This is a genomic window from Chelativorans salis (assembly GCF_025336525.1).
Taxonomy (GTDB): Bacteria; Pseudomonadota; Alphaproteobacteria; order Rhizobiales; family Rhizobiaceae; genus Chelativorans; species Chelativorans salis.
Map to the genome: position 1 here is coordinate 61,921 of NZ_JAOCZP010000009.1, position 24,998 is coordinate 86,918.

General features: G+C 64.8%; 22 protein-coding genes. 8 read left to right on the forward strand and 14 right to left on the reverse strand.

Annotated features, from left to right (window positions below):
* Positions 1-65: 65 nt before the first annotated feature.
* Both N5A92_RS22310 and N5A92_RS22315 read left to right on the forward strand, forming a co-directional pair.
* Positions 66-1,334 carry a glycerate kinase type-2 family protein gene (locus tag N5A92_RS22310; protein ID WP_260906436.1) on the forward strand — a complete coding sequence of 423 codons (1,269 nt, stop codon included), beginning with the start codon at positions 66-68 and terminating at the stop codon, positions 1,332-1,334.
* A gap of 41 nt (positions 1,335-1,375) precedes the next feature.
* Positions 1,376-1,894, forward strand: a complete 519-nt coding sequence (locus tag N5A92_RS22315; RefSeq protein WP_260906437.1) for a GrpB family protein — start codon at positions 1,376-1,378, stop codon at positions 1,892-1,894.
* A gap of 18 nt (positions 1,895-1,912) precedes the next feature.
* On the opposite strand, the gene N5A92_RS22320 is transcribed toward N5A92_RS22315, so the two are convergent.
* From N5A92_RS22320 to N5A92_RS22330, 3 genes are all read right to left on the reverse strand, one after another.
* Complete coding sequence (locus N5A92_RS22320) at positions 1,913-2,533, reverse strand: UdgX family uracil-DNA binding protein (protein ID WP_260906438.1); 621 nt, start codon at positions 2,531-2,533, stop codon at positions 1,913-1,915.
* 71 nt (positions 2,534-2,604) lie between these two features.
* Positions 2,605-3,573 (reverse strand): WD40 repeat domain-containing protein, encoded by a 969-nt coding sequence (locus tag N5A92_RS22325; RefSeq protein WP_260906439.1) that lies wholly within the window; start codon positions 3,571-3,573, stop codon positions 2,605-2,607.
* Between the two features lie 49 nt (positions 3,574-3,622).
* Positions 3,623-4,687: a CobW family GTP-binding protein gene (locus tag N5A92_RS22330; RefSeq protein WP_260906440.1), complete on the reverse strand. Its 1,065-nt coding sequence runs from the start codon at positions 4,685-4,687 to the stop codon at positions 3,623-3,625.
* A 165-nt stretch (positions 4,688-4,852) separates the two neighbouring features.
* On the opposite strand from N5A92_RS22330, the gene N5A92_RS22335 reads away from it, so the two are divergent.
* Positions 4,853-5,563, forward strand: coding sequence for an intradiol ring-cleavage dioxygenase (locus N5A92_RS22335; RefSeq protein ID WP_313958446.1), 711 nt, complete (start codon positions 4,853-4,855; stop codon positions 5,561-5,563).
* A 7-nt stretch (positions 5,564-5,570) separates the two neighbouring features.
* On the opposite strand, the gene N5A92_RS22340 is transcribed toward N5A92_RS22335, so the two are convergent.
* Positions 5,571-6,308 (reverse strand): creatininase family protein, encoded by a 738-nt coding sequence (locus N5A92_RS22340; protein WP_260906611.1) that lies wholly within the window; start codon positions 6,306-6,308, stop codon positions 5,571-5,573.
* Positions 6,309-6,513: 205 nt separating this feature from the next.
* On the opposite strand from N5A92_RS22340, the gene N5A92_RS22345 reads away from it, so the two are divergent.
* Positions 6,514-6,984, forward strand: coding sequence for a MarR family winged helix-turn-helix transcriptional regulator (locus N5A92_RS22345; protein WP_260906441.1), 471 nt, complete (start codon positions 6,514-6,516; stop codon positions 6,982-6,984).
* Between the two features lie 133 nt (positions 6,985-7,117).
* Positions 7,118-8,137 carry a LacI family DNA-binding transcriptional regulator gene (locus N5A92_RS22350; RefSeq protein WP_260906612.1) on the forward strand — a complete coding sequence of 340 codons (1,020 nt, stop codon included), beginning with the start codon at positions 7,118-7,120 and terminating at the stop codon, positions 8,135-8,137.
* A 175-nt stretch (positions 8,138-8,312) separates the two neighbouring features.
* Here N5A92_RS22350 and N5A92_RS22355 read toward each other — a convergent pair whose 3' ends face one another.
* Both N5A92_RS22355 and N5A92_RS22360 read right to left on the reverse strand, forming a co-directional pair.
* Positions 8,313-9,221 (reverse strand): LysR family transcriptional regulator, encoded by a 909-nt coding sequence (locus tag N5A92_RS22355; protein ID WP_260906442.1) that lies wholly within the window; start codon positions 9,219-9,221, stop codon positions 8,313-8,315.
* Positions 9,222-9,793: 572 nt separating this feature from the next.
* Positions 9,794-10,222 (reverse strand): MerR family transcriptional regulator, encoded by a 429-nt coding sequence (locus N5A92_RS22360; protein ID WP_260906443.1) that lies wholly within the window; start codon positions 10,220-10,222, stop codon positions 9,794-9,796.
* 80 nt (positions 10,223-10,302) lie between these two features.
* Between N5A92_RS22360 and N5A92_RS22365 the strand changes: the two genes are divergently transcribed.
* Complete coding sequence (locus tag N5A92_RS22365; RefSeq protein WP_260906444.1) at positions 10,303-12,483, forward strand: heavy metal translocating P-type ATPase; 2,181 nt, start codon at positions 10,303-10,305, stop codon at positions 12,481-12,483.
* A gap of 511 nt (positions 12,484-12,994) precedes the next feature.
* Positions 12,995-13,645 carry a glutathione S-transferase family protein gene (locus N5A92_RS22370; RefSeq protein ID WP_260906445.1) on the forward strand — a complete coding sequence of 217 codons (651 nt, stop codon included), beginning with the start codon at positions 12,995-12,997 and terminating at the stop codon, positions 13,643-13,645.
* Between the two features lie 105 nt (positions 13,646-13,750).
* Here the strand turns inward: N5A92_RS22370 and N5A92_RS22375 are convergent, their stop codons facing one another.
* The 8 genes from N5A92_RS22375 to N5A92_RS22410 all read right to left on the reverse strand — a co-directional run bounded on the left by N5A92_RS22375 (position 13,751) and on the right by N5A92_RS22410 (position 23,207).
* Positions 13,751-14,677, reverse strand: a complete 927-nt coding sequence (locus N5A92_RS22375) for a metal ABC transporter permease (protein ID WP_260906446.1) — start codon at positions 14,675-14,677, stop codon at positions 13,751-13,753.
* Positions 14,678-14,688: 11 nt separating this feature from the next.
* Positions 14,689-15,900: a metal ABC transporter permease gene (locus N5A92_RS22380; protein ID WP_260906447.1), complete on the reverse strand. Its 1,212-nt coding sequence runs from the start codon at positions 15,898-15,900 to the stop codon at positions 14,689-14,691.
* Positions 15,901-16,038: 138 nt separating this feature from the next.
* Positions 16,039-16,851: a metal ABC transporter ATP-binding protein gene (locus tag N5A92_RS22385; RefSeq protein WP_313958447.1), complete on the reverse strand. Its 813-nt coding sequence runs from the start codon at positions 16,849-16,851 to the stop codon at positions 16,039-16,041.
* 14 nt (positions 16,852-16,865) lie between these two features.
* A complete protein-coding gene (locus N5A92_RS22390; protein ID WP_260906448.1) occupies positions 16,866-17,840 on the reverse strand; it encodes a metal ABC transporter solute-binding protein, Zn/Mn family in 975 nt (324 codons plus the stop codon).
* A gap of 579 nt (positions 17,841-18,419) precedes the next feature.
* The gene (locus N5A92_RS22395) at positions 18,420-19,835 is read right to left on the reverse strand and encodes a mannose-1-phosphate guanylyltransferase/mannose-6-phosphate isomerase (RefSeq protein WP_260906449.1); all 1,416 of its coding nucleotides are present in this window, start codon (positions 19,833-19,835) and stop codon (positions 18,420-18,422) included.
* Positions 19,836-19,977: 142 nt separating this feature from the next.
* Positions 19,978-20,637, reverse strand: coding sequence for a DUF599 domain-containing protein (locus N5A92_RS22400; protein ID WP_260906451.1), 660 nt, complete (start codon positions 20,635-20,637; stop codon positions 19,978-19,980).
* Between the two features lie 75 nt (positions 20,638-20,712).
* Positions 20,713-22,071: a GH1 family beta-glucosidase gene (locus tag N5A92_RS22405; protein WP_260906453.1), complete on the reverse strand. Its 1,359-nt coding sequence runs from the start codon at positions 22,069-22,071 to the stop codon at positions 20,713-20,715.
* A gap of 53 nt (positions 22,072-22,124) precedes the next feature.
* Positions 22,125-23,207: a substrate-binding domain-containing protein gene (locus N5A92_RS22410; protein ID WP_313958451.1), complete on the reverse strand. Its 1,083-nt coding sequence runs from the start codon at positions 23,205-23,207 to the stop codon at positions 22,125-22,127.
* Positions 23,208-23,519: 312 nt separating this feature from the next.
* Here N5A92_RS22410 and N5A92_RS22415 point away from each other — a divergent pair, with 312 nt between their 5' ends.
* Positions 23,520-24,875 (forward strand): ABC transporter substrate-binding protein, encoded by a 1,356-nt coding sequence (locus tag N5A92_RS22415; RefSeq protein ID WP_260906456.1) that lies wholly within the window; start codon positions 23,520-23,522, stop codon positions 24,873-24,875.
* Positions 24,876-24,998 lie beyond the last annotated feature (123 nt).

Below are 24,998 nucleotides of genomic sequence, written 5' to 3' on the forward strand. Positions count from 1 at the left end.
GAACCGCAGCCAAGAAAGACCCTCGCATGCGACTGCCTCGTGCATGTGGGGATCGGGAACAGTTTATGGCAACACTCGACTCAAAACCCCTCTTCGAAAGCCTCTTCCGCGCCGCCATCGCCGCCGCCGACCCGCGGCAGATCATCCCTGCCTTCCTGCCCCCTCGCCCCAGGGGCCGCACCATCGTCGTCGGTGCCGGCAAGGGGGCGGCGCAGATGGCGCGGGCCTTCGAGGAGGCGTGGGACGGCGCGCTGGAAGGCCTCGTCGTTACCCGCTACGGCTACGGCGCGCCGACGGAGCGTATAGAGGTCGTCGAGGCGGCGCACCCGGTGCCCGATGCGGCGGGACTGAAGGGCGCACGGCGGCTCCTGAAGCTCGTGGAGGGGCTGACGGCGGACGACCTCGTGGTGGCGCTTATCTGCGGCGGCGGTTCCGCGCTTTTGCCCGCCCCACCGTCCGGAATGACGCTCGAGGACGAGATCGCCATCAACGAAGCGCTGCTTGCCTCCGGGGCGCCCATCTCGGCCATGAACACCGTGCGCAAGCACCTCTCCGCCATCAAAGGCGGCCGGCTGGCGGCGGCAGCGCACCCGGCGCGTGTCGTCTCGCTGATCGTCTCCGACATTCCGGGCGACAACCCGGCGCTCGTCTCCTCCGGCCCCACCGTGCCAGATGCGGCGAGCCGGCAGGACGCGCTCGCCGTGGTGGAGGCGTGGCGATTACGGCTGCCTCCGGCAGCGCTCCGCCATCTGCATTCGTCGCAGGCGGACGCGCCGAAGCCCGAAGACCCGCACTTTGCCGGCAACGAGGTGCGCATCGTCGCCTCCGCCGCGCGCTCGCTCGAGGCCGCAGCGGCGGCCGCCCAAGCACACGGCATCACACCGGTGATCCTCTCCGACGCCATCGAGGGCGAGGCGCGCGAGGTGGGACGGGTGCATGCGGCAATCGCCCGCGAGGTGGCGCTGCGCGACCGGCCGTTCAGGAAGCCGGTGTTGATGCTCTCGGGCGGTGAGACGACCGTAACCATCCGCGAAAAGGGCGGGCGCGGCGGGCGCAATACGGAATTCCTGCTGGCGCTGGCGCTGGGGGTGGAGGGCGTGGCCGACATCGCCGCCTTCGCCGCCGACACGGACGGCATCGACGGATCGGAGGACAATGCCGGCGCCTTCGCCGACCACACTACAGCCGTCCGGCTGCGCGCGGCAGGTCAGGATCCGAAGGCACTGCTTGCGAAACATGATGCCTGGGGCGCCTTCGATGCGCTGGGCGACCTTTTCGTGCCGGGGCCGACGGGGACGAATGTGAACGATTTGCGGGCGGTGCTGGTAAGGTGAGGTATTAAATTCCTCCGTCACTCGCTCGAACGGACGGCGAAATGCTGGGGTTGAAGCACAACACGAATATCCTCGTGGACTATGATCCGGGTTGGGAAACGGAGTTCGCCGGGGAGCGTGATCGCCTCGCCAGTGCCCTGGGTTCCGTCGCGCGCGGGATAGAGCACTACGGCTCGACTGCGGTGAGGGGAATGCGGGCCAAGCCTATTCTGGATATCCTCGTAGGGGTTGCGCCACTATCCGACTGGCGCAAATGCCACGATCCTCTCCTCGACCTGGGCTACGATTATGCCGAGCATGCCGGTGTGCCGGGGCATTACATCTTTGGCAGGGGCCGAGATCGGACGGAGCGGACGCATCTCGTGCATGTGGTCGAGTTCGAGGGTGAATCCTGGCGCACGAACCTTGCATTCAGAGACGTCCTTCGCCGCGATGCCGGCTTGCGTGGGGCCTATATCGAGGAAAAGGAGCGCGCTGCGGCCGCCGCGCCTGACGGCCGCGCTCGCTATAACGAACTCAAGCGGGCCTTTATCGACACTGTCAAAACCGGGCTGAGGTGAATGCGGGCGAGCGCCTGCTCAATCCTTCATCAGCTTCTTCACCTTGCGCATTTCTTCGGCAAAGCGCGCGCGTTCGGCATGCCGGGCTTCCCGATCAGGGATGCGCAGGAGCGACGACGGGTGCACGGTGATGAAGACCGGCACGCCCTCCGCGCTTTCCACCGTGGTGCCGCGCAGCTTGGTAACGGGCACCGGCTTGCCGACGAGCGCGCGGGCGGCGGTCGCGCCGAGCGCCACGGCCACGTCGGGCCGGATCGCCGTCAGCTCCTGGTCGAGCCACCAGCGGCAGGCGCGGATTTCGCCGGCATTGGGCTTGGAGTGGATGCGGCGCTTGCCACGCGGCTCGAACTTGAAGTGTTTTACGGCGTTGGTGACGTAGGTCTTCTTGCGGTCGATGCCCGCTTCCTCGAGGATCGTGTCGAAGAGCCGGCCTGCCGGCCCGACGAAGGGCCGCCCTTCGATATCCTCCTTGTCGCCCGGCTGCTCGCCAACGAACACCACCCGCGCCTCGCTGCCGCCCTCGCCGAAGACCGTCTGCGTGGCGTTCTTGTAGAGGTCGCAGCGCGTGCACCCTTCCGCCTCCTCACGGACGTCGTCCAGCGGAGCGGGGTTGGTCCTTTCATCAGTTTCCGCTGCCATCGGATTCCCCTTTCACCGCCCTTGCCAAAGGCGAAAGGGGGAGAAAGGTTCCCGGCACTGCTGGCGAACCGCTACGCCGAGATATCCACCACGCCGCATTCTCCCGTCTCAGAGCCGAAGGCGAGGCGGCGGCCTTCCGCATCCCAGCTCATCGCGGTGACGGCGCCCTTGCCGGCGCGGCGCAGGAGCACTTCCTTTGAATCGGCGAAGCGGGCGGCGAGCACCATGCCGTCGGCATAGCCGATCGCTACGATCTCCTCGACGGGGTGGCAGCAGACCTGGGTGACCATCGTGTCGCCGCGCGTGCCGAGTTCCAGCGGCGTCTTGCCCATGGGGCCGTCCTTTGCCTGGAAGGGCCAGACGATGGCCGCCGGCGCGCCGGATGTGGCGAGCCACCTGCCCTTTGAGCTCCATGAAAAGCTCTTCACCTTGACGGGGTAGCCGGCCATGCGCATGTGCTTGCCGTCGGCAAGCTTCCAGCCGTGCAGCGCGTTTTCCTGCATGGTGGTGACGAGGAACCGGCCGTCGGGCGAGAAGGTGATGCCCATGTGGGCCCCCGCCCATTCGAGCTCGGCCGGCTTGCTCTCGGTGGCGGGGAAATGCAGAGTGGCGCCGTTGTAGCGCGCGACGGCGAGGCGCATGCCCTTGGGCGCAAAGGCGAGGCCTTCGACCGAGCGCGGGTGCTGGAATTCGCGCAGGCGCCCATCTGCGAAGCGTACGTAGGCGATACGGCCGCTGGCGAAAGCCACCGCGCCCTGCGGCCCGGCGGCGACGCTGGTGATCCACTTGCGGCCGATCTCCGCCAGAAGCTCGATCGAGCCGTCGGGTGAGACGGCGGTGACTTTGCCGTCCTCGCCGCCCGTGAGGAGCCGGCCGCCGTCGCAGGCCGCGGCGAGAAGGCCGTCATGGGCCTCCACCCGTTTGTGGCCATGGTCGAGCCGGTGGACGACACCGTCGGCGAGCGCGAAATGGGGGATGTCCTTCAGCCAGGCAGTGGCGACGCAATGGCCGTCGAGATCAAGTGGGGCGACGGTGGGCATGGGTCAGGCCTGCAATTGAAGAGAAGGCATAGAGGACAAAATCCGTGCTCTAGACTTGGCACGCCTCAAAGCCGTGCTTCAGCCGCTCCGTGTCGAGTTCCCGCCCGATGAAGACGAGCCGGCTTTCGCGCTTCTCGCCTTCCTTCCAGGGGCGCTGGTGATCGCCTTCGACGATCATGTGCACACCCTGCACCACGTAGCGCTCGGGATCGTCGGAAAAGGCGATGATGCCCTTGAGGCGCAGGATGTTTGGGCCGTCGATCTGGGTGGTCTGCTCGATCCAGGGGAAGAACTTCTTCGGGTCCATTTCGCCGCCGCGCAGCGAGATCGAGGTCACGCCGACATCGTGAATGGCGGAGAGTTCGCCATGATGGTGATGATGATGGTCGTGCCCATGATCATGGTCGTGATGATCGTGGTCGTGATCGCAGTCCGGCCCGCAGACGTGGTCGGGATGGTCGTGGTCGAGGAATTGCGGGTCGTTGTCGAGCGCACGCTGAAGATCAAAGGCGCCGCGGTCGAGCACGTCCGAAAGCGCCACGCCGGCGCGCTCGGTCTTGTGGATGCGGGCCGACGGGTTGATGGCGCGGATGGCCGCTTCCACCGCCGCCAACTCCTCCTCGCTAACGAGGTCCGTCTTGTTGAGGACGACCACGTCGGCGAAAGCGATCTGGTCTTGCGCCTCGTTGGAATCGGCAAGCCGGAGCGGCAGGTGCTTGGCATCGACCAGCGCCACCACGGCGTCGAGCTTGGTCTTGGCGCGCACGTCGTCGTCCATGAAGAAGGTCTGCGCCACGGGCGCGGGGTCGGCAAGGCCCGTGGTTTCGACGATGATGGCGTCGAAGCGGCCGGGACGGCGCGTCAGCCCCTCCACCACTCGCACGAGGTCGCCACGCACCGTGCAGCACACGCAGCCATTGTTCATCTCGTAGATTTCCTCGTCGGACTCGACGATGAGGTCGTTGTCGATGCCGATCTCGCCGAACTCGTTGACGATGACGGCATAGCGCTTGCCGTGATCTTCCGAGAGAATGCGGTTCAGGAGCGTGGTTTTGCCGGAACCGAGATAGCCGGTGAGCACCGTGACCGGGATTTGCGCAAGCTGTTCGGACATAAATTCCCTCGGGGGCGATGAGTGGTCGTTGCCGCCCATATAAGACCATGCGGCGCATTTTGCACGTGCCGGATCGGCCGGCGCACCTAACGAAGAGTTCATTCGTCTTCGCCGCACCCCGCCGCTATTGTCCATTACGGGAAGCGGGTAGCAAGCAGCAATGGTATGGCGACCATGACGACGATCACCAGGCGAAGGGCCTTCGCCCTTCTTGCCGTCACAGCCGGCGGCGGCACGTTCCTCTCCGCCGATCTGTTCCTTCGTTCGCGGCCCGGGGCGGCCGCCCAACCGCTGATCACCGGCGCCGGCGTCTGCTCGATCATGCCGGAGACGACGGAGGGTCCTTTCTATTTCGATCCCGACCTCGAGCGGGCCGATGTCACGGAAGGCCGCCCCGGCCTGCCGCTCACCGTGCGGCTGCAGGTGGTGGACGCCTCCTGCGCGCCCATTCCCGGCGCGCGCGTCGACATCTGGCATTGCGACGCCGAGGGCGCCTATTCGGGCTACCCGCGCCAGCCGGGCGGCCGCGATATGACGGGCGAGACCTTTCTGCGCGGCACGCAGTTTGCCGACCAACAGGGCGTCGCCGCCTTCTCGACCATCTATCCCGGCTGGTATCCGGGGCGCACGCCGCACATCCATTTCAAGGCGTTCCCGGATGAGCGCAGCGTGCTGACGGGACAGATGTTTTTTCCCGACGATTTCAGCCGCGCCGTCTACACCGAGCTTGCGCCCTACAACGCCCGCCCCCTCGACGGCGCGACCTTCAACGACCGCGATGGCATCGCCCGGCGCGCCGGCTCTGCCGCACACGCAGAGATGGCGCGATCGGGCGGCGCGGCAGAGGCCGCGCTTGTGGTCGCGGTGGCGGCGTGAGGCTGGGCTATTTCAGGAGCGCCAGGTCGAAGCGGTCGACATCGGCAAGGAGTTCGAGAACGCCGGATACGGCGTGATCGAGGATCTTCTCGCCGGCCTCTGCCGTGGCGGTGGCCGCGTTGCCGACCGCGCCCTTCGAAGAGAGATCGCGCATCATCCAGCCGAAGGCGTGTGGGCCGTAGGCGCGCAGGTGGGTGAAGTCGCGCTGGAAGCGGGCCTGCGCGGAAGGGAAGCCCGCCGCCTTCTCCATCGCCACGAGGTCAGGCCTGAGCGCCAGCATGACTGAGGTTTCGATGAAGCCGCCATGGATGCCCAGCGCCCGCTCCTCCTCCGAAACGAGGCCGGACGGGTAGCCGAAACGCGTCCAGCTTGTGGCGACCGCCAGCATGCGGCGGCGTGAACGAAGCTCGGTGGCCACGACCGTCATCAGCGGAGAATTGCCGCCATGGGCGTTGAGCATGACGAATTTGGGTATTCCCGCTTGGGCAAGGTCCTCACCAATACCGATCCAGCGCCGCACGGCCTCCTCGAAGCCGAGCGAGACGGTGCGCGGATCGTCCGCATGTTCGATGGAGTAGCCGACTTTCTCCACCGGCAGGATGTCTATCGGCAGGCCGCCCGCCCGCGCCTCGACACGGGCGGCGACCGCCTTGGCGATCATCCAGTCTGTCTCCGGCGGAAGGTGCGGCCCGTGCTGCTCGGTCGCACCCAGCGGCAGGACGGCTATTCTTTCACGCTTGGGCAGAGCGCATCTCCCTCTGTCATAAGATTGATATGCCAGTTTGGCATTAGCCCGGAAACGATTTGGCGAGTGGACCAAAGTACCGCGCCCCGTGCGATGCGACAAGCCGAGGGCCCGTTGTCAAGATCGTTTGCCGGACTATCTTTTCATAAAGGGGACGGAGCCGGTGCGGCGGAAGCACGCCGGCTAAGGGTATAGGAAAGAGCAGATGTCGAAATCTTCGAAAGGTTCGATCATCGGCCGGCTACAGGCTGCGGCACGCCTTTCGCGCACCGCCCTCGCCGAACGGCTTCTCGACCAGGGTCTTTACGCCGGGCAGGACAAGATCATGCTTGCGCTCAGCCGCGAGAACGGCCAGACGCCGAGCCAACTCGCCGAGAAACTGGGTGTTCGCCCGCCGACCGTCACAAAGACCATCAACCGGCTGGCCGCGCAGGGCTTTCTGGAAAAGCGCGCGTCGGATGAAGACGCCCGGCGCGCCCATGTTTTCCTCACCGCAAATGGCGAGCAGGCGATCCGCGCCATTGAAAAATCGGTACGCAGGACGGAAAAACAGGCCCTGAAGAGCCTCGACAAGAAGGAGCAGAAGGCGCTCCAGAAACTTCTGGAGCGCATCGAGGCGAACCTGTCGAAAAACGGCCCCCCTCTGGGGGAAGAAGACGTCGAGGAAGAGGCGTAGCGCACTTCTTCCATGACGTTCCCGGCGAGCGTGGCAAAAAAGCTTTGACCTTGGCGGCGGCGATGGCATAAGCGGTTCTTAAACAGTTTAAAGAGCCGTGAGTGGGATATGTCCCAAGGCCGGGAGGCGCGCGCTGGCGCAGAAGATCAAGCTTTCGACGATTGCCGACGCACTTGGGGTTTCGACGGCAACCGTCTCCCTGGCGTTGCGGGATAGCCCACTTGTGGCGGACGCGACGCGCCAGCGCATCAAGGAGCATGCGCGCACCATCGGCTATATCTACAACCGGCGTGCGGCAAGCCTGAGAACCTCGCGTTCCGGCATCGTCGGCGTTGTCGTGCACGACATCATGAACCCCTTCTTCGCCGAAATTCTGCGCTCCATCGAGAGTGAGCTGGACCGCTCGCGCCAGACCTTTCTTCTGTCGAACCATTACGACCAGCTCGAGAAGCAGCGCACTTTCATCGACACGCTGCTGCAGCTCGGCGCCGACGGCGTCATCATGTCGCCGGCGATCGGCACGCCGCCCGAGGACATCATGCTGGCCGAGGAGAATGGCCTGCCCGCCGTGCTGATCGCCCGCTCTGTAGACGGGGCGCGGGTGCCGGTCTTCCGTGGCGACGACGCCTATGGCATCGGGCTTGCCACCAACCACCTGATCTCACTCGGCCATACGCGCATCGCCATGGTCGGCGGCACAGACCACACCTCGACCGGCCGCGACCGCTATCGCGGCTATGTGGTGGCGATGCAGAAGGCGGGGCTGGAGGTAAAACCGGAATGGCGCTTTCCAGGCCCGCGCACGAAGCAGGCGGGCTTTGAGATGACGGGTGCCTTCCTGGCACTCAAGGACAAGCCGACGGCGGCGGTGTGCTGGAACGATCTCGTGGCCATCGGCCTGATGAACGGCATCGCCCGCGCCGGCCTCACGCCCGGCGTGGACATCTCGGTGACCGGCTATGATGATCTGGAGGAAGCCGCCATCGCCACGCCGGCGCTGACCACGGTATGGAACGGCCAACGCGAGGTCGGCCGCCGCGCCGCCCGCGTGCTGCTCGACCGGCTGAACGGCGTCGAGGTTGACCCCACCCAGGTGCTCATTAAGCCGGAGTTGCACGTGCGCCAGTCTTCAGTGCGGCCGGTGGAGCGGTAAGGGGCGGCGCCCTTCACTCCCCCTCGAGGGTGGGGGGACCGAAGCGGTAGCGACGAGACGAGTGGGGTTCTCGCGGCCGGATGCCGGCGTTTGAGTGCTCTGATATTGGAACGGCGGCGTACGGTATGGACCGAGCCCGCCGGCAAGCCGACGGGCCCAACCTCCCCTCACGCAGTTACTGATGCGCGGCCAGGCTTGGCCGGGCGACCTCGAGCAGCGGCGGCACGCGTGCGAGCTCGTCCTTGAGGAGCTCGAAGATGTCGAGCGCGGCGCGCAGGTTGAAACGGCGCTCGTCGAAGAACATGCCGTAGCGGGCGTCCAGTTGTCCCGGCAGGATCTGCGCGCAGCCGTTGAGGTTCACAGACGGGCTGTCGCGCACATATGCAGGCAGCGGCGATAGCGCGATGCCGCTGGAGACGAGGCGGATGGCCGTCATGATGTCGTCGACCTCGCCGACCACGTCGTAGACCACCTCCTGCCGGCGCAGCCACTCGCGCGCCACCCCGCCAGGCGGCGAGTGCGGCGAGGGAAGGACGAGCGGCAGGCCCTGCCCGTCATGCTTCATGAAATCGAGCAGGTGCTTTTCGCCCACCCATTTCATGGAGAACTCGGTGGTCAGGTCCGGTGCGATCTCCGACGGGTAGAGGGCGCGGAACACGGCGTCGAGCTCGCCCTGCTCGTACATCTCCTCCAGCCGCCGCGAATCGGCGATGCGCAAGGTCAGGCTCTCCCTCATCTTGCCGAGCGTGTTCCGGCGCTCCACCAGGAGCGGTGCGCAGTAAGTGCAGATGCCGACCTTGAGCTTGGACATGTTCCTCTCGTAGCCGACGGTTTTCAGCCGTCTTTCCAGATCGAGCACCTGGCGGATAAGGCGCGAGATCTCCTCCTTGACGATGATCTTGTTGCCGACCTTCTTGATAAGCGAGGTACCGATCGCCCGTTCGAGCCGTCCCAGATGCATGCTGATGGCAGGCTGGCTGATTCCCAGCTTCAGCGCCGCGCCGGTGAGGCTCTTTGTCTCGATCACCGCCTCGGCGGCGCGCAGCGTTGCAAACGATAGTCCATCCTGTCTGTGGCCGCTCATTTCCCGCCTCTCTTTCCATTGGGAGTGAAGGATTCTTCCCTCGTTGCGCCTGTGCTTTTGGTTCCCTGTTTCACGCCTTTTCCTCTTGCTTCACGATGCCCGCAGACATGCGGGGTCCCTTCCTGCGGGCGCCGAGCGCCCGAAGGTTGTGAATTTCGACTATCGTTGCCGTTTAACTGCACCGCCGATACGAACGCCGGCAGTCCCCTTGTCTCTCCCGTCTAGCAGCGGGAGAACAACTATTGGTAGAATGCGCGGCTTAGCTTTCCGCCTCACTCAGAACTGTTTCACACCCAAGCGCCCCCTTTGCTCACCCACGGAATTTAGGGAAATTAACGCAAGAGTTGTGTAATTACAACCTAAACGGGCATACAGCGCGGCACGCCCTGGCCGAAAGTGGTCGGAACTATGATAAATGTTTGATATGTTTGAAAAAACTTCCTGTGGAAATAAGGTGTAGAAAGCATCTCCCAAAGGGTAAATGACGCCCAAATGAAGGCCGGGAAATGCAACTTTTACGTTTAGTATACGCGCTCGGGAGGAGTACTCTCAGGGTATGATTCGCCCACAATTCAATGGGTATCGCTTCGGCATTTGCCGTGGTCGGCCAAGACGTGGATGACCTGGCACTCGCACACCTTCCCGTGGCCGCACTCCTCCACCATGCGCCGCAACTCGCCGCTGAGTGCCTGCAGCTTGGCAATGCGCATTTCGATCTCACGCAGGTGGCGAATAGCGATGCTGTCGGCTTCGTGGCAGGAACGCTGCGGCTGTTCCGTCAAGGCAAGGAGCTCGCGGATGTCGTCCATCTCGAAGCCCAGTTCCCGCGCGTGACGGATGAAGCTGAGGCGGCTCAGGTCCTTCTCGTCGAACTGGCGCCGGTTGCCCTCGCTGCGCGGCGGCGCGGGCATGAGGCCGATCTGCTCGTAGAAACGGATGGTGGGGACCTTCACTCCGCTCTGCCGGGCGGCTTCACCGATGGAAATGGCTCGCGCTGTCACTTTTTCGCTTGCTCCTATAGTCGCTAGAGGAAGTAAGGCTTTGCTTGGACGCAATCAAGGATTTCACAGGGACCAGGTGAATGGCCGAAACGACGAGCAGGAGCCGCTATCGGGTCGACGGCATGGATTGCGCCGGCTGCGCGCGCAAGATCGATACGGCGGTGCGCCGTATCAGCGGCGTGGAGGACGTCGCCGTCTCCGCCACGACCGGCACGATGACGGTGGACCATGCTGACCTCGCCGAGGTGCGCCCGGCGATCGAAAGGCAGGTTACGCGGCTGGGCTACGGGCTTCGGCCGGCGGCCGGGAAGGACGGAGCGGGTGCCGGTGATACGTGCTGCGGCGGCTCGGCCCAGACCGTCTCCACTCCTCGCCCCGACGACACCGCCGAAGCGCCCTGGTGGAACCAGCCGCGCGTCCGGCTGACGGCTTTCTGCGGCCTCGCACTGGTCGCGGCCTTTGCCGCGGCACATTTCTTCCCCGAGTTGAACGGCTGGCTTTACGCGGCGGCCATGCTGGTGGGCCTGGTGCCGATTGCCCGCCGCGCCTTCACCGCCGCGCTCGCCGGCACCCCCTTTTCCATCGAGACGCTGATGTCGGTGGCCGCCGTCGGCGCTGTCATCATCGGTGCGGCGGAAGAGGCGGCGGTCGTCATCTTCCTGTTCCTCGTCGGCGAACTTCTGGAAGGAATTGCGGCGGGCCGTGCGCGCGCCAGCATCCGCGCCCTGAGCGCCCTCGTGCCGAAGACGGCGCGCCTGGAGCGGGCGGACGGGCGCATCGAGGAGGTGGAGGCCGACAGGCTTTCCATTGGCGATGTGATCCTAGTGCGGCCGGGCGACCGCATTGCGGCCGACGGTGCGGTGCTTTCCGGCGCGAGCGCGGTGAACGAAGCGCCGGTGACGGGCGAAAGCACGCCCGCCGGCAAAGAGCCGGGCGATGTTGTTTTTGCAGGAACGGTGAACGGCGACAGCGTGCTGCGCATCCGCGTGAGTGCGGCAGCCGAGGACAACACCATCGCCCGCGTCGTCAAGCTGGTCGAGGAGGCGCAGGAGAAGAAGGCGCCGACCGAACGCTTTATCGACCGTTTCTCGCGTTACTACACGCCTGGCGTGGTGCTGCTTGCTCTGCTCGTGGCGACCGTGCCGCCGCTCGCGGCAGGCGAACCCTGGCTTGAATGGGTCTACAAGGGCCTCACCATCCTCATCATCGGCTGCCCCTGCGCGCTGGTGATCTCGACGCCGGCAGCGATCGCCGCCGCCCTTTCGGCGGGCGCGCGGCATGGGCTGCTGATGAAGGGCGGCGCCGTACTGGAAGACGTCGGCCGCCTGCAGGCGATCGCCTTCGACAAGACCGGCACGCTGACGGAAGGCCGGCCGCAGGTTACGGACGTCGTGGGCTTCGAGGAAGATGCGGCGGAGGTGCTGCGTCTGGCAGCGGCGCTGGAGTGGAACTCCAGCCATCCACTGGCGCTTGCCGTCCTCGAGCGGGCGAAGGCTGGCAGCATTGATGTTCCTCCCGCCACAGACGCTTCCGCGCTTGGCGGAAAGGGCGTGACCGGAACCGTGGGAGGCAAAACCCTCCTCTTCGGCTCGCCCAAGGCCGTGGGCGAAAGGCGGGCGCTCTCAGCTGACCAAAGGCAGGCAATCGCCGCGCTGAACGACGAGGGCAAGACGGTTTCCGTGCTTCTGGTGGACGGCAAGGTCGCCGGTGCCATCGCCATGCGCGATGAGCCGCGCGAAGATGCGCGCTCCGGCCTTGCCCTGCTCAAGGCGGCCGGTATTCGCACGGTGATGCTTACCGGCGACAACCGCCGCACCGCCGAAGCCATCGGTCGCGACCTCGGCGTCGAAGTGCGTGCGGAGCTGATGCCCGAAGATAAGAGCCGCATCGTCGGGTCGCTGAAGGACGAAGGCTTGAGGGTCGGCAAGGTGGGCGACGGCATCAACGACGCCCCAGCGCTTGCCACCGCCGATATCGGCATCGCCATGGGCGGCGGCACAGACGTAGCACTGGAGACGGCGGATGCGGCGATCCTGCACGGACGGCTGCACGACATCTGGGCGATGGTCGCGCTCTCCAGGCGGGCGATGGCCAACATCTGGGAGAACATCTCCATCGCCATCGGGCTGAAGCTGGTGTTTTTCGTCACCACTGTGCTCGGCATCACCGGCCTGTGGCCGGCCATCCTGGCCGACACCGGCGCAACGGTGCTGGTGACGGCGAATGCCATGCGGTTGCTTGCGTGGAGGGCGCGCGAATGAGCGGGCAGCCTTGTTGTGGGTGGCGAGCAGTCACCCGCTGCAATCAGCACGAACGGTCGCTGTGCGGAACAACGCCACCGTTCATGCGATAAAGGCCCCACGAGAACATCGAGCGAGAATGCCTGGTCGCGGATCTGCCGGTCCAGCGCCATCACACTCGCTCTTCGGCGTCAGCCGTTGTGACGGCCAACAGCAGTCGCGTCCTGCCGGATCAGAGCAGGGCGGACCGGCCGGAGGAACGTCCCGTTCGACTTCCCCGACCATAAGACGATGGCGGACGCACCACCAACATTGTCTTGCAACGCAAATATCCGCGGTACGGCGAGGGCCCGATGACGCGTTGGGACCGGGAAATCCCGTGGCCAAAAGAACAAGGTCGGGTGTCGGGAGACGCGCCGGCCGTTCGTCCTCTAGATGCGAAACGCAAAAACTGGAGAGGGACTATGAGAAAGGTTATCGCCATTACTCAAGTCGCGCTGGACGATATCATGCAACCACCAGGAGCATTCCAATGATCCCTACCATCACCGCCTTTGAACGGTCGCCCGATCGCGGCAAGGGACTGGCGCGCGACATGCGCGTTCGCTGGGCGCTCGAAGAAGTGGGCCAGCCTTACGACGTTCGTCTTGTTTCGTTCAAAGCGATGAAGGAACCTGCGCATCTCGCGCTTCATCCTTTCGGGCAGATTCCAACCTATGAAGAAGGCGATCTCGCCCTGTTCGAGACAGGGGCGATCGTGTTCCATATCGCCGAGCGCCATGCCGGCCTGCTGCCAGACGATGCGAATGCCCGGGCGCGCGTGATCACGTGGATGTTTGCCGCGCTCAACACGGTGGAGCCGCCGATCCTTGAACGCGAGACCGCCAAGCTCGTGGAGCATGATAAGACGTGGTACGAGGAGCGCCTGCCTTTCCTCGAGGATCGCGTCCGTAAACGGCTGGGCGAACTTTCCGGGCGCCTTGGCGATGCCAACTGGCTCGACGGTGGGTTCAGCGCCGGTGACCTTCTAATGGTGTCGGTGCTGCTCAGGTTGAAATCATCGGGCATTCTGGACGAATATCCGAACCTCTCGGCCTATGTCGCCCGCGGCGAAGCGCGGCCCGCCTACAAACGTGCTTTCGACGCTCAGTTGGCCGTTTTCACCGCCGCATCGACCGGCTGACAAAGGTCCGCTCTTGGCTCAATAGAGCCCCCATTGTGTCCGCCGGCTACGGCCGCAAAGGGTCGCAACCGGTAGAGCAGGGCGCCAAACGTCAGTTTTCGATCACTAGCTCCCCTTCGGCGCTCCGACCCGCGCGCGGTGTGGGGCGAAGAGACAGGCGAGCGCCAGGATGAGGCCGGAGACGGTGGCGATCATGCCGGCGGCGCTGACGGCGTTGTCGGAGCCGAGCCATAGGGGGCCGTAGCCGGCGAGCACATAGCCGAGGATGGCCGAAAGCGTGGCGAAGGCGACGCTCCATAGCACCTGGACTTCGAGCCGGTTGGTCATCAGCCTGGCGGCGGCGGGCGGGCAGATGAACATGGCGATGACGATGATGGAGCCGACCGCGTCGAAGGCGGCGACGGCCGCCACGGCGGCGGTGATGACGAGGCCGAGGCTGAGAACCGCTGTCGGGATGCCCACCGCGCCGGCGAAACCCTCGTCGAAGGTGGAGAGCTTCAAGGGCCGCCAGAAGATGAGGGTGAGAGCCAGGATCAAGACAGCGGCGGCAGCCATGCGGAAAAGCTCCGGCGGCAGATCGGCAAGCGCGGCCGGATCCGTGAGCGACCCCCAGCCTTCGGCCGAGAACCAGATGAGGCTCTCCAGATTGCCGTAGAGCGCGTGCTCCACGTCGAGATGGACCCCGCTGGTGTCGCTCTGCTCCAGTAGCAGCACACCGGCGGCGAAGAGCGAGGTGAAGACGACGCCCATGGCCGCTCCAGGCTCGATGCGTCCGACGCGCCTGATGGCCTCGATGAGGATGACGGCGACCACCGCTGCCCCTGCCGCCCCGAAAAGCATGGGCCAGGTGGAGATGACGCCGGTGACGAGGAAGGCGACGACGATGCCTGGCAGCACCACGTGGCTGATGGCGTCGCCAATCAGCGCCTGGCGCCTGAGAATAAGGAAATTGCCCGGCAACGCGCAGGCGATCGCAGCGAGGATGCCGATCAGAAGCGGCGTGAGGCTGAGCTGTACGAATTCCGCGCCCATCACAGCACTCCTCAGGAAACCGGCGCCGGCGGGCCAAGCCGCCGGTCGAGCTCGGCGATCTCGTCGCGCGTCAAAACGGATTCGATGGGGGTGAGCCCGTCATAGCGCCCCGACACCGCCTCGTCCTGGTAGATCTGGCGGACGAGCGCCCAGCGCTTTTCGTCGCGCAGGGTCTTGGCGGCGAGCGCCCTGCCCTCCTCCGTCGCCACGGCATCCTGGCGGATGAGCTGCTCGCGACGCAGGACGGTGAGCGTCAGCGGATCGAAGATGGCCTCGCCGTGAGCAAGCGCCAGGAGCCCCTGCCGCCGGTGTACGCGCAACTGGAACCGGCGATGGCGGATGAGCGCCGCCAGCACCCCGCGGCCCGGCGCGAAGAGGAGCGACAGGAGGAAGAGAGTAAAGCTCACCAGAACGATGATGGGGCCCGTCGGCAGGTTGGGGGCCGATGCCGACAGCGCCGCCCCCAGATAGCCGGAAAATCCGCCGACGGCGCCGGCGATCAGGAGAACCCTGTCCGTCCGCTCCGTCCACAGGCGGGCGGTGACGGGCGGGATGATGAGCATGGCGACGATGAGGATGAGACCGACGAGCTTCAGCCCGATGACGGTGACCGCCATCACAAGCCCCATCATCGCCAGGTCCATGCGCCGCACGTCGATGCCCGAAGCCGTGGCGAACCCGGCGTCGAAGGCAACCAGCGTCATCGGCCGCCTCAGGAGCAATACGAAGGCGACGGCGACGGCGCCACCCAGCGCGATGACGACGGCATCCTGGAAGAGCATGCCGGCGGTCGAGCCGAGCAGGAAGCTTTCCAGCCCTGCTTGATAGCCGCTGGTCATGGTTTGGATGATAGTGAGAAGCACGATGCCGAAGCCGAAGAAGACGGAAAGAATCGCGCCGATGGCGGCGTCCTCGGCAAGCCGCGTGCGGCTGGCGATCCATTGGACGGCGAGGAGGCCGAGGCTGGCCGAAAGGGCGGAGCCAAGGAGGAGGCCCGGAAGGTTGCGACCGTCGCCGCCGAAGGCCACCATCACCATGAAGGCGATGCCGACGCCCGGCAGCGTTGCGTGCGCCACCGCATCGCTCACCAGTGCCCGCTTGCGCAGGAAAAGGAACGTGCCGCCGGAGCCTGCGGCCATGCCAAGGAGCGCCGCGCCGAGCGCCACCAGCGCTGCGTTGTAGCCGGCCTGGAGAAGGAGCGCATCTAGGAAGAGGCTGGGCATGGATTAGGGCCGTGGAAGGTGGATACTGCGGGGGAATCCTCCCGCGGAAGGGCTGGCACTCCGTCGCGCCCGGACACTCGAATCCACCTGGACTGGGCACGCGCTGGTATCGTCAGGGGTGCAAGCATTCCAAACACCTTATGCCGCCGGCAGCTTCAACTGGTCGATATGCGCCGTCGCCAGGCGGCCGCCGTAGGTCTTTTGCAAGTTATCGGCGGTGAAGGTGGTGGCGACGGGGCCTTCGGCGATCTTGCGCACGTTGATGAGGAGCACGTGGTCGAAATAATCGGTCACGGTCGCCAGATCGTGGTGCACGCAGACCACGGTGCGCTTCTCCGCCTTGAGGGACTTGAGCACGTCGATAATGGCCTTCTCCGTGGCGGCGTCGACGCCGGCGAAGGGCTCGTCGAGCAGGTAGAGCTCGGCGTTCTGCGCCAGCGCGCGGGCGAGGAAGACGCGCTGCTGCTGGCCGCCGGAGAGCTGGCCGATCTGGCGGTCGGCGAAATCCGCCATGCCGACACGCTCCAGGCAAGCGATCGCCCGCTCGCGGTGGTGGCGGCGCACGAGGTGCAGCAGGCCGAGCTCTCGGTAGAGCCCCATCAGGACGACGTCGATAACGCGGGTCGGGAAGTCCCAGTCCACGGAGGCACGCTGGGGCACATAGGCGATGCGGTGCATGACCTGCGCCAGCGGCGCGCCGAACACCAGCACGCGTCCGGAAAGGCGCGGCACGATACCGAGCGCGGCCTTCAGGAGCGTCGACTTGCCCGCACCGTTGGGACCGATGATCGCGGTCATGGATTCGGCCGGCACCGTGGCATCGATGGAGAAGACCGCCGGCTTCTCGCCGTAAGAGACCGTCAGCTCCTGCATGGCGAGGGGGCTGTCCGCGGGGGCCGGATGGGTGACGCGTTCTCCCGCCTCGCTGGCCAGTTCGAGCGCCGTGTTCATCTTCGCCTCATCCCTCAACTGCCCACCGCCAGACGACCAAGCATGCCGCGCTCCGGAGCCTTTCCACCGAGGGCACGGGTGATCGTCGTCACGTTGTGATCGATCATGCCGATATAGGTGCCCTCGTAGGAGCCGTCGCGGCCCATGGCATCGGAGAAGAGCTGGCCGCCGACCGCGACCTGCTGGCCTTTGGCCGCAGCACCCTCGATAAGGGCGCGCATGTTGCGGTCGGAGACGGAGGACTCGACGAAGACGGCGCCTATCTTCCGCTTCACCAGCGTGTCGACCAGCTCGGCGACGCGGTTGAGACCGGCCTCGCTCTGCGTGGAGATGCCCTGGATGCCGAGAACCTCGAAATCATAGGCGCGGCCAAAATAGTTGAAGGCGTCGTGGGCCGTCACCAGGACGCGGCTTTCCTGCGGCACGGTGGCGAGCACTTCCTTCGCGTAATCGGAAAGGGCGGCAACGTCCTTAAGGTGGCTTTCGGCATTGGCGCGGAAAAGCGCTTCGCCCTCGGGACGCGCGTCAATCAGCGCATCGCGCACCCTAACGACCACCTTCGACCACAGGTCCGGGACCATCCACACATGCGGGTCGTAGCGGTTTTCGTAGTCGTCATGGGCAAGCAGCACGTCGCGCGGCAGTTCCTCGGCGACGGCGACCACTGGGCGCCGCGCCTCCAGCGAATGCATGAAATCCTCCATCTGGGCTTCCAGATAGAGGCCGTGCCACAGCACCAGGTCGGCGCGCGTCAGGGCGAGGATGTCGGTGCGGGTCTGGCGGTAGGCGTGCGGGTCGACGCCCGGCCCCATCAGCGCCCGCACCTCGACGAGATCGCCGCCCACCTGGCGCGCCGCATCGGCGATCATGCCGGTGGTGGCCACCACCTTGAGCGGGCTTTGCGCCCCGGCCACCGAGACCGGCAACGCCGCAGCGGCAAAAAGCGCGGCCGCTGCCGCCAGCATGGTACGCCTGATCCAGTCCGCCATATCCGTCCTTTCGGGATATTCTTCTGCAAGTGCAAGTTATTTGCAAAACCCGCACAGGCCTCTCATGTTCCGAAAGTAATGCAATTGCGAATGATTTGCAAGTAGGAAAACCAGCCCCGTCTTGGCGGGGTTAAGGCGGCGCTTTGGCCAGGGGTTTCCAGCGCGTCGTGCCGTTCGACACGCATACCTTCATAACGAACAGATTACGGTGCCACAAAAATCGTGAGAATCAGACTATCGACACGGCGTCGATTTTGCTTCAGGGGAAATCCGTACTCGTAATATTTACTGTAAACATATTATATAACTATCTGATGACGTATACATTTTTAAGGATCGCCAACCGAAGAGGTCGCCTGACTTTGCCTCCTCCCTCTGGATGGCTACTGACACGGCTGGTGAGAATAAGTAAGCGGGTACGCCGATTGGGCGGTTATTCGTTTACACAATAAATAGTGATAGTCTGGGAATCGTTTTAAGAACCAGTAGATTGCCAACTGTCTAACTCCCGGAAAGGGGCTGCGGCGGCGCCGATGCTTCCGCAGCCCTTTTTTCTTTCCGGTTGTTCTCCGGCAGGCTTCATGAACGCCCGTAGACATCGTCGAAGCGCACGATGTCGTCCTCACCCAGGTAATCGCCCGTCTGCACCTCGATCAGCACAAGCGTCATGATGCCCGGGTTTTCCAGGCGGTGCTGAGCGCCGCACGGGATGTAGGTGGACTGGTCGGTGGAAAGCATCATCTCCTTGTCGCCATTGACGATGCGCGCCGTCCCCGACACCACAACCCAGTGCTCGGCGCGGTGGTGGTGCATCTGCAGGCTGAGTCGGGCGCCGGGCTTCACCTCAATGCGCTTGATCTTGAAGCGCGGCCCCTCCTCCAGCACCGTATAGGCCCCCCACGGGCGGTAGACGGTGCGATGGACGCGATACGTCTCGTCGCCCTCTTCCTTGAGCCGGTTGTAGAGCAGCTTCACGTCCTGCGCCCGCTCCTTCGTGGTCACCAGGAGGGCGTCCGGCGTATCGGCGATGATCAGGTTTTCTACGCCGACGACGCCGATCAGCCGGTCGCTGCCATGGATGACGTTGCCGCTGGAACTTATCGCCATGACGGGACCGAGCGTACGGTTGCCGTTTTCGTCGCCCGCATATTGCGCGCCGAGAGCGGCCCACGAGCCTATGTCGTTCCAGCCGATGTCGCACGGCACCACCGAAGCGTTCGGTGCCTTCTCCAGGACAGCGTAGTCGATCGAGTTGGAGGGCACCTTGGCGAAAAGCGCGGCGTCGAGCTCGATCCGCTCCACGTTCTTGCCGTCGATGCGCACGGCCGCGTCCAGGCTTTCCCGGCAGCCTGAGAGGATATCCGGGCACAGCGTCTCCATCAGCCCGATCATGGTTTGTGCCTGGAAACAGAACATGCCGGAATTCCAGGAGAATCGTCCGCTTTCCAGATATTGCTTCGCCGTCTCCGCATCGGGCTTCTCCACGAAGCGCAGGACATCCGTGCCGTCGGCCTCGATATAGCCGTAGCCGGTCTCCGGCCTGTCCGACTTTATGCCGAACGTGACGACGCGGCCTTCACGGGCAAGCTTCTCCGCCCGGCCCACCGCCTCGGTAAGCGCCGGCACGTCGGCAATCACGTGATCGGCCGGCAGCACGCACAGCACCGTCTCGCCGCCCAGCGCGTCCGCGGCCTCGAGACAGGCGGCGGCGATGGCGGCCGCCGTGTTCCGGCCTTCGGGCTCGAGGAGGAAGCGGCCATGGCCGAATTCGACGCCAAGCTGACGGTACTCGTCCTCGATGGCGAAGAACAGCTCGCGGTTGGTCACGGTAATAAGCTCACCGGCAACAGGCAGAGCCAGGGCCCGCAGAAGCGCATGCTGGATGAGCGAGTGCCCGTCGGCCAGCCGGATGAGCGGCTTGGGATGATTCTCCCGTGACAGCGGCCACAGGCGGGAACCCGCTCCGCCACATATGATAACCGGTACAATACTCATTCCGCCCTCTGCCTCGCCCTTCTGGTTTAAACGCCCCATCGCATCACCAATAACATAAAGAGGCTAGGCTTAGTGCATCGTACTTGCGGAGAGTTCAGCACCTAAAGACTACCTCTTTTACGCAGTACCCGCATTGTTTCGCTCAATCCAGCTTCAAACGGGCGACCAGATTGCGCGAGGCCGAAAAGAACTCGCGATAGAGGATGACGACGAAGATCAGCACGGTAGCAGCGATGGAGGCGACAGGTGAGACGAACCAGGCGAGCATGCCGAGCGCGAAGTAATAGGCGCGGATGCCCTGGTTGAAGTTGCGTGCGCCAAGCGTGTTGAGCGCTGCGATCACGAACACCTCCTCCGGATCGCTTTCCTCCGCATGGTCGGCCGCACCCAGCATGATGCAGAAATGGTTGAACTGCCTGAGCGACAGCGTGAAGGAGAGAAAAGCGAGCACGAACATCAGGAGCAGGACAGCCAGGTGCACCTCCACGTCCCGCTTGGTCAGCGCCTGATCCGGCTGGATGGCGGCGACGGCCTCCACCACCGAATTGATCTGGCCGAAGACGGCGAACAGCGCCAGGATGATCAGCACCGTCGTCGAGGCGAAGAAGGCGACCGCGCTCATCAGATTGCCGGACAGGATCGCGTCGAGCGGCGTCTCCCGGCGCACCGCGTTCTCGACCCAGCGGCGGCGCTGCGCGCCCATGATGATCGACAGCGACGGCCGCACCACCTCGATGCGGCTGGCCAGAAAAGTATAGAGAATCCAGCATAGAAGCGGAAACAGGGAGCCGGCCAGCGTCACGTCTCTTCACCCCAGGACAGGTTGCGTTGTCCCTTTCTAAGCGGACGCGGTGGGAGGCGCAAACGAGAGCCTCTCTCAAGCGGCCGCCAGTGCTTTCTTCAACGCGTGCCACGACGCTTTGGGCGTGCGCTCCAGCGTCTCGAAATCCACATGCACGAGGCCAAAACGCTTTTCGTAACCGAGCGCCCATTCGTAGTTGTCGAGCAGCGACCAGATGAAATAGCCCTTGAGCGGTATGCCGTCATCAACGGCGCGGCGAACCTCCGCAAGGTGGCGGTTGAGGAACTCGATCCGGTCCGGATCGTCTGCTTTGCCGCCCGCAAGACGGTCGGGTGAGGCCATGCCGTTCTCGGTGACGTAGATCGGCAGGCCCTTCGCATAATCTTCATGCACGCGGCGCATGAAGAAGGAGAGGCCTTCGGGATAGATCTCCCAATCCATCAGCGTCTTCGGCAGCGGGCCTTCCACCTCCTTCAGCGCCGGGAACTGGCTTGAGCCGTCGGGGGCGATCAGCTTGCGGGTGTAGTAGTTGATGCCGACCCAGTCGACGGGCGTGGCTATGACGTCGAAATCGTCCTCGTAATCCTCCGGCATGTGCGGGCCGAGGCCGGCCAGGACCTCCGGCGGATAGGCCTTCTTGAAAACGCCGTCGAGAAACCATCGATTATAGATGCCGTCGTAGAGATTCGCGGCCGCCTTGGCTTCCACGCTGTCGTCGGCGGGCGCGGCATATTCGAAATTGGTCACAAGGCCGAGATTGGTCATGCCGAGCGCGCGCATGGCCTCGATCGAACGGCCGTGCGCAAGTAGCACATGATGCATGGCGCGCGCGGTGGCGCGGATGTCGCGCAGGCCCGGCGCGTGCAGCCCCATGAAATGGCTGAGCCAGGCCACGCACCACGGCTCATTGATGGGCGCGGTCGCCGCCAGCCGGTCGCCGAGGCGGCGGCCGACCACCTCCGTATAGTCGGCAAACCAGGAGGCGATGTCGCGGTTGCGCCAGCCGCCGAGATCGGCCAGCGGCGCCGGTAGGTCCCAGTGGTAGAGCGTGGCGAAGGGCTTGATGCCGCGCTCGAGCATGCCGTCCACCAGCCGGTCGTAGAAATCGAGGCCTTCCGGGTTGGGCTGCCCCCTCCCCTCGGGCAGAACGCGCGCCCAGGACATAGAGAAGCGGTAGCAATCGAGGCCGGCGCCGCTGACAAGGTCGAGATCCTGAGGCCAGCGATGGTAGTGATCGCAGGCGACCGAGCCTTCCTCGCCACGCGCGGTGTTGCCCGGCGTCGCGGCGAAGGTGTCCCAATGAGAGGTGCCGCAACTGCCGAAGCTCGATCCTTCGATCTGATAACTCGACGCGGCAACGCCGAACTGGAAGTCCGGTGGGAAGTCCGAGCGCGTGTAATCGATTACATCCCTGGCGGCTTGGCGTTCGGCCATGATGTGTTTCCTTCACAAGTTCGGATTGGGCCTATCGGGTTGCGTGGGCGTTATCAGCTTTTGGCCGCCGCCGGAAGGGGCGTTTGCTCCACCGGACAGCGTGCCGTGGTCTCGCCGATGACCAACTCGGCCTCCCACAACTCATGCCGCCGGCCGCCGTCGGGCGCGGCGATCTGCTCCAGGAGCATTTCGGCAACCCGCCGTCCGGCCTCACGGATGGAGGAGCGCATGGCGGTGAGGAAAGGCACGTCCCGCGCCTTGCCGTCGCTCGCCGGCTGCAGAAAGGAAAGACAGTCGTCGAAGGCGATGATGGAGACGTCCGCACCGGGCCTGATGCCGAGCTCGGCCAGCGCCCGCACCACGCCCATCGCCGGCAGCACACTGGAGACGAGAATGGCCGTCGGCGGGCGCGGCGAGGAGAACAGCTGCCGCGCCACACGATGGCCATAGGGCTCCACCATGTCTTCGCTGAAGATGAGGGACGGATCCTGTTCCAGCCCGCGGTCGGCGAGGACGGATTCGTAGCCCTGGCGGCGCCGGCTGGCGAAGTTCATGGCCTCCAGCCCGTTGATCAGGGCGATGCGGCGATGGCCGAGGTCAGCCAGGAAGCCCGTCGCCCGGCAGAAGGCGCGCCGGTTATTGACGTCGAGCCAGGAATAGTCGCCGGTGCCGTCGTCGCTGCGCCCGTGCACGACGAAGGGCAGCCCCAGCGATTTGAGAAGCGGAATGCGCGGGTCATTCGTCAGCGGCCCGTGCACGACGACGCCGTCGACACGGCTGCGGCTGGCGAAATCGCGGTAGACGTCAGCCTCTTCAGCCTGCGCAACCACGCGCAAGAGCATTTCGTAGCCGAACTGCGCATACACCTCGCCCGCACCGGCCAGAAAGTCGGAAAAATGCGGGTTGATCATCATGTGCTCGGCCAGCGGCACCACATGTCCTATGGCGCAGGCCTTGCCCGTGGCGAGGCTCGCGGCACTCGCGCTGGGGCGGTAGTTGAGCCGCTGCGCCGCCTCTACCACCCGCGCCCGCGTCTTCTCGTTGACTTCGGGAAACCCGTTAAGGGCGCGCGAGACGGTGGTCTGGGAAAGGCCCAGAACCTCCGAAAGCCTGCGTAGATTGACCGTTTCACGCATACTCACCGCCGCCGCATCTCCTCCTCAAAGCGCTTTGGGAATATTTCCCATACCAGATGCCAAATCAAGCCCGCGTTGTGCGCCCGCCTGACACGGCGCTCCTGAAAGGTCCAATGGAACCGAAAAGAAACGGTGAGATAGCAGGTCACTTCATCGACCGTCTTGACTCGGTTCCGTCGACGCTCAATGCTAGATGTCCCAAAGCGCTTTGAGCTTTGGGAGTAATGCCGCTAGGTGGCGGTGTAAGGGCACCGCCGGGCACTAATGAATTTATGGGCCTTTGGAAGACAAGGGCGGCTTGTGGAGGAGACGATGAAGAGATTGACTGTTGTCGGCGCCTGCGCGCTGGCGCTTTCGTGCAGCGCCGCCGCGGCGCAGGAGCTCAAGTTTGCACCGGGCGAGGACGACCGCCTCAACTGGCAAAGTTTCGAAGATTTCTCCGCCGAATACGATCTCTCGGGTGAGCGGATGACCCTTTTCGGGCCGTGGCTCGGCCCTGACAAGGAGCTCATCGAATCTATCACTGCCTACTTCGAAGAAGCGACCGGCGCCGATGTTGCTTACTCGGGCTCCGACTCCTTTGAGCAGCAGATCGTCATCGACGCCCAGGCGGGCAGCGCGCCGAACGTGGCGGTGTTCCCGCAGCCCGGCCTTGCCGCCAACCTGGCGGCGCAGGGCCATCTGACATCGCTTGGCGAGGAGACCGCGACCTGGCTGCAGGAAAACTACGCTGCCGGCCAGTCCTGGGTCGATCTCAGCACCTATCCCGGCGAGGACGGCGAGCCGCAGCTTTTCGCGTTCCCCTATAAGATCGATGTGAAGTCGCTCGTCTGGTACGTGCCGGAGAATTTCGAGGACGCCGGCTACGAGGTGCCGGAGACCATGGAGGATCTGAAGGCGCTGACGGAGCAGATCGTCGCCGACGGCGGCACGCCCTGGTGCATCGGGCTCGGCTCCGGTGGTGCCACGGGTTGGCCCGCGACAGACTGGGTCGAGGACATGATGCTGCGCACGCAGCCGCCGGAGGTTTACGACCAGTGGGTGACCAACGAGATGCCTTTCGACGATGAACGCGTCGTCGCGGCCATCGAGGAATTCGGCTGGTTCGCCAAGAACGGCGACTTCGTGGACGGCGGCACCGAAGCCGTCGCCTCGACCGACTTCCGCGACAGCCCGAACGGGCTCTTCTCGTTCCCGCCGAAGTGCTACATGCACCATCAGGCTTCCTTCATCCCGAGCTTCTTCCCGGAAGGAACGGAACTCGGCGTCGATGCCGACTTCTTCTACTTCCCGGCCTATGAGGGGAAGGATCTCGGCACGCCGGTTCTGGGTGCCGGCACCCTCTTCGCCATCACCTCCGATTCGGAGCCGGCGCGCGCCTTCATCGAATTCCTGAAGACGCCGATCGCCCATGAGCTGTGGATGGCGCAGTCCGGGTTCCTGACGCCTTACACGGAGGCCAATCGCGAGGCTTACGCCAACGAGCCTCTGAAGAAGCAGGGCGATATCCTGACGAGCGCGACCACCTTCCGCTTCGACGGCTCGGACCTGATGCCCGGCCGCATCGGCGCCGGCGCGTTCTGGACCGGCATGGTGGACTATGTCGGCGGCGAGTCTGCCGAGAGTGTCGCAGAGGATATCCAGCGGGAGTGGGAAGCGATCAAATAGCCGCGCGAGCGGCTGCCGGGACGGGGCGCTTTTGCCGGGCGCCCCGCCCGCAATAAATCCACCGGGGAAGACGGAGCGCCGCACCGGCTTCCTCAATAAAAAAGCGAGAGCGGACCTCGCGGC

Excerpts from the sequence above, each read along its gene's own strand:
- N5A92_RS22310 (WP_260906436.1), top strand. The coding sequence starts at position 66 with ATGGCAACACTCGACTCAAAACCCCTCTTCGAAAGCCTCTTCCGCGCC.
- N5A92_RS22315 (WP_260906437.1), top strand. The coding sequence starts at position 1,376 with ATGCTGGGGTTGAAGCACAACACGAATATCCTCGTGGACTATGATCCG.
- N5A92_RS22320 (WP_260906438.1), bottom strand. The coding sequence starts at position 2,533 with ATGGCAGCGGAAACTGATGAAAGGACCAACCCCGCTCCGCTGGACGAC.
- N5A92_RS22325 (WP_260906439.1), bottom strand. The coding sequence starts at position 3,573 with ATGCCCACCGTCGCCCCACTTGATCTCGACGGCCATTGCGTCGCCACT.
- N5A92_RS22330 (WP_260906440.1), bottom strand. The coding sequence starts at position 4,687 with ATGTCCGAACAGCTTGCGCAAATCCCGGTCACGGTGCTCACCGGCTAT.
- N5A92_RS22335 (WP_313958446.1), top strand. The coding sequence starts at position 4,853 with ATGGCGACCATGACGACGATCACCAGGCGAAGGGCCTTCGCCCTTCTT.
- N5A92_RS22345 (WP_260906441.1), top strand. The coding sequence starts at position 6,514 with ATGTCGAAATCTTCGAAAGGTTCGATCATCGGCCGGCTACAGGCTGCG.
- N5A92_RS22355 (WP_260906442.1), bottom strand. The coding sequence starts at position 9,221 with ATGAGCGGCCACAGACAGGATGGACTATCGTTTGCAACGCTGCGCGCC.
- N5A92_RS22365 (WP_260906444.1), top strand. The coding sequence starts at position 10,303 with ATGGCCGAAACGACGAGCAGGAGCCGCTATCGGGTCGACGGCATGGAT.
- N5A92_RS22370 (WP_260906445.1), top strand. The coding sequence starts at position 12,995 with ATGATCCCTACCATCACCGCCTTTGAACGGTCGCCCGATCGCGGCAAG.
- N5A92_RS22375 (WP_260906446.1), bottom strand. The coding sequence starts at position 14,677 with ATGGGCGCGGAATTCGTACAGCTCAGCCTCACGCCGCTTCTGATCGGC.
- N5A92_RS22380 (WP_260906447.1), bottom strand. The coding sequence starts at position 15,900 with ATGCCCAGCCTCTTCCTAGATGCGCTCCTTCTCCAGGCCGGCTACAAC.
- N5A92_RS22385 (WP_313958447.1), bottom strand. The coding sequence starts at position 16,851 with ATGAACACGGCGCTCGAACTGGCCAGCGAGGCGGGAGAACGCGTCACC.
- N5A92_RS22390 (WP_260906448.1), bottom strand. The coding sequence starts at position 17,840 with ATGGCGGACTGGATCAGGCGTACCATGCTGGCGGCAGCGGCCGCGCTT.
- N5A92_RS22395 (WP_260906449.1), bottom strand. The coding sequence starts at position 19,835 with ATGAGTATTGTACCGGTTATCATATGTGGCGGAGCGGGTTCCCGCCTG.
- N5A92_RS22405 (WP_260906453.1), bottom strand. The coding sequence starts at position 22,071 with ATGGCCGAACGCCAAGCCGCCAGGGATGTAATCGATTACACGCGCTCG.
- N5A92_RS22410 (WP_313958451.1), bottom strand. The coding sequence starts at position 23,207 with ATGCGTGAAACGGTCAATCTACGCAGGCTTTCGGAGGTTCTGGGCCTT.
- N5A92_RS22415 (WP_260906456.1), top strand. The coding sequence starts at position 23,520 with ATGAAGAGATTGACTGTTGTCGGCGCCTGCGCGCTGGCGCTTTCGTGC.